8 protein-coding genes are annotated in these 5,818 nt (G+C 69.4%); 5 read left to right on the top strand and 3 right to left on the bottom strand.

Annotation, left to right across the window (positions count from 1 at the left end; translation table 11 throughout):
* On the bottom strand, window positions 1–217 hold a 217-nt coding region (locus ACM2XV_RS11465; RefSeq protein WP_487027012.1), incomplete at its 3' end, for a TetR/AcrR family transcriptional regulator.
* Between the two features lie 91 nt (window positions 218–308).
* Here ACM2XV_RS11465 and ACM2XV_RS11460 point away from each other — a divergent pair.
* From ACM2XV_RS11460 to ACM2XV_RS11440, 5 genes are all read left to right on the top strand, one after another.
* Window positions 309–1,286 (top strand): zinc-binding dehydrogenase, encoded by a 978-nt coding sequence (locus ACM2XV_RS11460; protein WP_487027013.1) that lies wholly within the window; start codon window positions 309–311, stop codon window positions 1,284–1,286.
* Window positions 1,287–1,641: 355 nt separating this feature from the next.
* The gene (locus tag ACM2XV_RS11455) at window positions 1,642–2,040 is read left to right on the top strand and encodes a GntR family transcriptional regulator (RefSeq protein WP_487027011.1); all 399 of its coding nucleotides are present in this window, start codon (window positions 1,642–1,644) and stop codon (window positions 2,038–2,040) included.
* A gap of 8 nt (window positions 2,041–2,048) precedes the next feature.
* The gene (locus ACM2XV_RS11450) at window positions 2,049–3,029 is read left to right on the top strand and encodes an ABC transporter ATP-binding protein (RefSeq protein WP_487027010.1); all 981 of its coding nucleotides are present in this window, start codon (window positions 2,049–2,051) and stop codon (window positions 3,027–3,029) included.
* A complete protein-coding gene (locus ACM2XV_RS11445) occupies window positions 3,026–3,802 on the top strand; it encodes a hypothetical protein (RefSeq protein WP_487027009.1) in 777 nt (258 codons plus the stop codon). The genes ACM2XV_RS11450 and ACM2XV_RS11445 overlap by 4 nt, the downstream gene beginning before the upstream one ends.
* Window positions 3,803–3,813: 11 nt before the next feature.
* On the top strand, window positions 3,814–4,578 hold the full coding sequence (locus ACM2XV_RS11440; RefSeq protein WP_487027008.1) for a hypothetical protein: 765 nt from the start codon (window positions 3,814–3,816) through the stop codon (window positions 4,576–4,578).
* A gap of 120 nt (window positions 4,579–4,698) precedes the next feature.
* On the opposite strand, the gene ACM2XV_RS11435 is transcribed toward ACM2XV_RS11440, so the two are convergent.
* Window positions 4,699–5,283, bottom strand: a complete 585-nt coding sequence (locus tag ACM2XV_RS11435; RefSeq protein ID WP_344774456.1) for a GNAT family N-acetyltransferase — start codon at window positions 5,281–5,283, stop codon at window positions 4,699–4,701.
* Window positions 5,284–5,292: 9 nt separating this feature from the next.
* The coding region (locus tag ACM2XV_RS11430) for a uracil-DNA glycosylase (protein ID WP_487027007.1) at window positions 5,293–5,818 on the bottom strand (526 nt) is incomplete at its 5' end.

The raw sequence follows: 5,818 nt of genomic DNA, 5'->3' as shown, positions 1-5,818 counted from the left end.
GCGCGAGCCGCGGCCGGAACACGTCGTCGAGATAGCTGGCCACGGCCGCGTCGAACAGGCCGCGCTTGCTGCCGAACGCCTGGTAGAGGCTCGAGCGGTTCAGCCCTGTGGCGCGTTCCAGCTCGGGCACGGATGCCTCGGCGAAGCCGAGGTCCCAGAAGACGCCGCGCGCCGCCTCGACGACCGCGCCCGCATCGAACGTCCGGGTGCGTCCCATGTTGCCCATCCTCACTTTTGTGAACTGATCGTTCCAGTATATAGTGGAATGATCGTTTCAATATTAAGGATGTCCCTCCATGACTGCTTCGATGCGCGCACTCGTGCATGACACCTTCGGCGAACCGCATGAGGTGCTGAAGGTCGAATCTCTTCCCCTTCCGCAGCCGGGGCCCGGGCAGGTGCGGGTGCGTACCCTGCTCAGCCCCATCCACAACCACGACCTGTGGACCGTGCGCGGCACCTATGGCGTGAAGCCCGAGCTGCCCGCGCAGTCGGGCACCGAGGCGGTCGGCGTGGTCGACGCCCTCGGCGACGGCGTCGAGAACCTGTCGATCGGGCAGCGCGTGGCCACGGGCGGCACCTTCGGCGTGTGGGCCGAGTACTTCCTCGCGCCCGCCGCCGGCCTCCTTCCCGTGCCCGACGGCCTGAGCGATGAGACCGCCGCGCAGCTCGTCTCGATGCCGTTCAGTGCGATCGCGCTACTCGAGACGCTGCAGCTCGAGCCCGGGCAGTGGCTCGTGCAGAACGCGGCCAACGGCGCCGTCGGGCGTCTGCTGGCACAGCTCGCCGTCGCGCGCGGCATTCACGTCGTCGGCTTGGTGCGCCGAGCCGAGGGCGTCGCCGAGCTCGAGGCGCAGGGCATCACCGGAATCGTGGCGACCGACGCCCCCGACTGGCGCGAGCAGGTCGCCGCACTCACCGGCGGCGCGCCGATCGCCGTGGGCGTCGACTCGGTCGGCGGCACCGCCAGCGGCGACGTGCTCTCGCTGCTCGCCGAGAACGGCCGCATGGTCGTCTTCGGCGCCATGGCCTCGCCGATCATGAACCTCGCCTCGGGCGACGTGATCTTCAAGAACCTCACCGTCACCGGGTTCTGGGGCCTCAAGGTCAGTGCCGCGATGCCCGCGGCCCAGCGCGGCGCGCTGCTCGGCGAGCTGGTGACGCGCATCCGCGAAGGCGCCCTGACCCTGCCCGTCGCGGCCACCTACGGCTTCGACGACATCGCCCAGGCGAGCCGGGCGAACTTCGAGCCGGGCCGCGTCGGGAAGGTGCTGCTGCGCCCGTAGGCAGGCCAACAGACAATCGACGTCGGGGCCGGTGCGCAATTGCGCATCGGCCCCACTTTGGCGTGCAGCGCGTTCACGCTTCTGCCCGGACAGCGAAGTCCGCGCGTTGGGGGTGCGATTCGCGTCGTTCGGCGACACTAGATGCCGCTTCATCGCCTTCCGTCCTTCTCGCGACGACAGTGGATGTCGTTCCGGCGGCAGAGATGCGGCGTCTACTGTCGCCGCGCAGGCGGGTGCGCTGAGCCGACCCGCGAACGGCGATGCACGCCCTGACGGCCCGGCGGCCGCTTGACAACCCGCGGCCTCAGTGGTTCATTAGTCGAGTAATGGACCAACCAACGAGGAGCGCAACCGCGTGATCGACGAGGGCAAGCCGATCTTCCTGCAGATCGCAGAGCAGATCGAGAACGACATCATCGCGGGCACGCTGGCCGAAGAGAGCCAGGTCCCGTCGACGAACGAGTTCGCCGCCTTCCACCGCATCAACCCCGCGACGGCCGGCAAGGGCGTCAACCTGCTGGTCGACGAGGGCGTCCTCTACAAGAAGAGGGGCATCGGCATGTTCGTCGCCACCGGCGCACGCGACACGCTCATCAGGAAGCGCCGCACGCAGTTCGTCGACGACTACGTGCGGCCCCTGCTCGCCGAGGCCGAGAAGCTCGGCATCGACCCCACGACGCTGAGCGGACTGATCACGGATGCCTCGGCTGAGGCATCCGATCGGAAATCCGCCGCCACCGCAGTCACCAACTAGGACTGGAAATGACCGACACCACCCCTGTGATCGAGGTCCGCGACCTCACCAAGCGCTTCGGATCGATGGCGGCGCTCGAGCAGATCAGCCTCACGATCCCCACCGACTCCATCACCGGCCTGCTCGGCCGCAACGGCGCCGGCAAGACCACGCTCATGCACGTGCTCACCGGCCAGGACTTCCCGACGAGCGGCGACGCCCGCGTCTTCGGGCAGACCCCCGCCGAGAACGCCGCCGTGCTGCAGCACATCGCCTTCATCAAAGAGAGCCAGAAGTACCCCGACGACTTCAAGCCGAAGCACGTCTTCCGCACCGCGCCGTGGTTCTTCGAGAACTGGGACGCCGACTTCGCCGCCCAGCTCGTCGACGACTTCCGGCTGCCCCTGAATCGCCGCATCAAGAAGCTCAGCCGCGGCCAGCTCAGCGCCGTCGGGGTGATCGTGGGCCTGGCATCCCGCGCGCCGCTCACCTTCTTCGACGAGCCGTATCTCGGCCTCGACGCGGTCGCCCGCCAGATCTTCTACGACCGCCTGCTCGCCGACTACGCCGAGTTCCCGCGCACGATCGTCCTGTCGACCCACCTGATCGACGAGGTCGCCAACCTGCTCGAGCACGTGGTCGTGATCGACCAGGGCCGCATCATCCTCGACGCACCCGCCGACGAGCTGCGCGGCCGCGCCGCCGGCGTCGTCGGCGCCAAGGCCGACGTCGACGCGTTCGCCACACGCCACCGTCTCGAGGTGCTGCAGCGCGAGGAGCTCGGCGGCACCGCCTCCGTCCTCGTCGACGGCATCGACGAGGTCGTGCGGCTCGACGCGCTGAACTCCGGCCTGCAGCTCACGCCCGTCTCGCTGCAGCAGCTGATCGTGCGCCGCACGGGCGGCTCGCTGGGCGGGGCGGATGCCACCGCCGCACCGCCCGTCGAGAGCGGCGCCACGCGTGTCGGCTTCCGCGCCCGCACGCGCAGCAGGGAAGGAGCCTCGCGATGAGCGCCATCGCCGTCGCCGAGCCGGGTGCCCGCGCAGGCGGGGGCCGCACGCTGAGCGGCTTCGACCGCGTGTGGCGCGTCGTGCGCCTGCACTACGCGAACCGCATGAACGCGATCATCGTGCCGATCAACATCACCGCCTTCATCGTCGCGGTCTACCTGATCGTGCAGGGCATCATCGTGTTCGCGACGCGCGACAACGCGGACTCGGGGCAGGGCCTGTCGCCCGGGCTCGTGTACTTCCTGCCGTACCAGATCGTGTTCGCCGTGCAGGCGATGAACCTCACCTTCGGCTACGCGCTCGGCCTGTCGTCGACGCGGCGGGACTTCTCGCTCGGCACCTGGCTCATGTTCCTGATCCAGTCCGCGGCCTTCTCGATCGCGTTCACGCTGCTCTCCTACGCCGAGGAGTGGACCGGCGGCTGGGGCCTGCACGCCGCGATCTTCCACTCGGCGATCTACGGCACGGGCGGCTTCGGCCAGCGGCTGCTGACCTTCTTCGGCGGCATCGTGCTCTTCCAGTGCATCGGCTCGGTCTTCGGCGCGGTCTTCGTGAGGTGGCGCACCACCGGCATGTATGTGCTCGGCGGGGCGCTCGTGCTGCTGCTGCTCGGCACGATCGCGCTCATCACCTTCACCGAGTCGTGGGGTGCCGTCGGCCGCTGGTTCGTCGCGGTCGGGCCGGCCGGCTTCGCCGCCTGGCTGCTCGTGCCGGCCGCCGTGTTCGCCGTCATCGGGCACCTGGCGCTGCGCCGGGCGACCCCCAAGAGCTGAGACGAGGAACCATGTCCGCTCTCGCTGCGCCGCCGCAGGCATCCGCCCGCCCGCCGGCTCCGTTCGCGCGCATCTGGCGCGTGGTGCGCCTGCACTACGCCAGCTGGCATCTGGCGGTGCTGCTGCCGTGGCTGATCCTGATCGGCATCCTGCTGGTCAACATGGCGATCTGGTACCTGGTGCGCTACTCGACCGGGCCCGGCACGACGCTGAACACGCAGTACACGGGGTCGATCTTCTACCTCTTCATCTACCAGGCGATCGCCGGCATCCAGCTCATGAGCGTCAGCTTCGCGTATGCCGTCGGGCTGTCGTCGACCCGCCGCGACTTCTTCCTCGGCACCGCGCTGTGGTTCCTGATCCACGCGGCGCAGTTCACGGTGGGCGTCGTGGTGCTGAGCTATGTCGAGCAGTGGACGAACGGCTGGGGCGTCGACGGCCACGTCTTCCAGACGATCTACTTCGGCACGGGCCCGCTCTGGCAGCGCCTCTTCACGGTCTTCTTCGGGTTGATCGGCGTGCTGTTCCTCGGCTCGATCTTCGGAGCGGTGTTCGTCAGGTGGCGGGCCTACGGGCTGTACGCCGTCGGCGCGGTGCTCGTCCTCGCACTGGTCGGAGCCGCCGCGCTGATAGGGTTCACCGACTCGTGGGCGGCCGTCGGCGAGTGGTTCGCGGCGCACAGCACGGTCGGCGTCGTCGCCTGGTCGATTCCGCTCACCGTCGTGTGCGCGGTGATCGGATTCCTCGCGCTGCGCCGCGCCGTCCCCCGCGCTTGACCGCTTGCGCTGCTCGGATCCTCTCGGCGCTGTCCGGATCCGAGCAGCGTGAAGCGGATCCGAGCAGCGCAAAGCAAGCGCGGGACGCAGGGGGCCGGGTCACCGGCGCAACCGGGCCGCCTACTTCTTCCGCAGCGAGAGCTGCATCGTGACGGTGCCGAGCCAGCGATCGAACTTGAAGCCGACGCGGCCCATGCGCCCGACCTCCTTGAAGCCGAGCTTCCTGTGCATCGCGATGGAGGCATCGGCACCCTGGTCGGCGATCACGGCGATGATCTCGCGGATGCCCGCCTGCCGCGCCGCCTCGATGAGGGCCTTCAGCAGCGGGGTGCCGAGTCCCTTCCCCGTGGCGGCGGGCCCGAGATAGATCGAGTTCTCGACGGTGTAGCGGTACCCCGCCTTCGACGACCACGGCGACACAAGCGTGTAGCCGAGGATCTGCCCGCTGGGGCTCTCGGCGACGAGGAACGGCATGCCCGCCTTGCGGATGTGGTCGAACTTCGTGCGCCACGCCCTCAGCGTCATCGGCTTGTCGTCGAAGGTCACCGTCGAGTTGGTGACGTAGTAGTTGTAGATCTCGCGCACGCTGGGCAGATCTTCGGCGACGGCCTCGCGGATGCTGTACGAGAACGGCGCCTCCTCGGGCGCCGGCTTCCGCAGGTGGTGCGGCAGCACACGCCGCGGTTGGTACTCCTCTTCCAGCACGGGCTAAGCCTAGAGCGACCAGTCCACGGGCTGCGCCCCCTGCTGCTCGAGCAGCGCGTTCGCCCGGCTGAACGGCCGCGAGCCGAAGAAGCCCGACGATGCCGACAACGGCGACGGGTGCGCGCTCGCGATGATCGGGGTGTCGCCGAGCAGGGGGCGCAGCGTGCCGGCATCCCGCCCCCACAGGATCGCGACGAGCGGTCCCCCGCGCGCGACCAGCGCGCGGATCGCGTGCTCGGTCACGGCCTCCCACCCCTTGCCGCGATGCGAGGCCGGGGCGCCCGGGCGCACGGTGAGCACCCTGTTGAGCAGCATGACGCCGTGCTCGCTCCACGCCGTGAGATCGCCGTGCTCCGGCGTCGGAACGCCGAGGTCCTCGCGCAGCTCCTTGTAGATGTTCTGCAGCGAGCGCGGCACGGGCCGCACGTGCCGCTCGACGGCGAACGACAGCCCGATCGGGTGCCCTGGCGTCGGGTACGGGTCCTGGCCGACGATCAGCACGCGCACGTCGGCGAGGGGGTACGAGAACGCGCGC

The organism is Gryllotalpicola sp. CP2-P1, from assembly GCF_057512245.1.
The sequence above is the reverse complement of the archived record's forward strand: the minus strand, read 5'-3'. Positions and strand labels throughout refer to the sequence as shown.